Origin of the sequence: Methylophaga sp. UBA1464 (assembly GCF_002325665.1) — a bacterium.
In the GTDB taxonomy this organism is placed as follows: domain Bacteria; phylum Pseudomonadota; class Gammaproteobacteria; order Nitrosococcales; family Methylophagaceae; genus Methylophaga.
This window is the reverse complement of the sequence record NZ_DCSO01000062.1, coordinates 490-944: the sequence shown is the minus strand read 5'-3', so window position 1 is coordinate 944 and position 455 is coordinate 490. Positions and strand designations below refer to the sequence as shown.

Sequence of the window (455 nt, the reverse complement as noted above, 5' to 3'; positions counted from 1 at the left end):
AGAGCTTATGCCTATTCTAAAGCCCTAGAGAGCGATGTGGTGATTTGCTACAAACAGAGAGCAAAAGCCAATGTTATTTCGCACATGGAATTGATAGGCGATGTCACTGGCAAAAATGTTGTTTTGGTAGACGATATGGTAGACACTGCCGGAACTTTGACAAAAGCTGCTGATGTCATGATGGAACGTGGTGCATTAAGTGTTAGAGCTATCTGTACCCATCCTATTTTATCTGGAAATGCCTACCAAAAAATAGAAAATTCCAAACTGGAAGAATTGATTGTTACAGATTCAATTCCCCTAAAACAAAAAAGCAGCAAAATACGTGTCTTGAGCTGTGCACAACTTTTTGCAGATGTTATGCACAATGTACATTACAACAAGTCCATAAGCTCAAAATTTATCATGTAAGACCCTTGCTATGGTCCCAAAGGGAATTATAGCCATAAGAATAA

Annotated in this window: 1 protein-coding gene; it reads left to right on the top strand. The window is 38.5% G+C overall.

The features are described from left to right. On the top strand, window positions 1–411 hold a 411-nt coding region (prs, locus tag B3O33_RS07560), incomplete at its 5' end, for a ribose-phosphate diphosphokinase (protein WP_292363324.1). Window positions 412–455 lie beyond the last annotated feature (44 nt).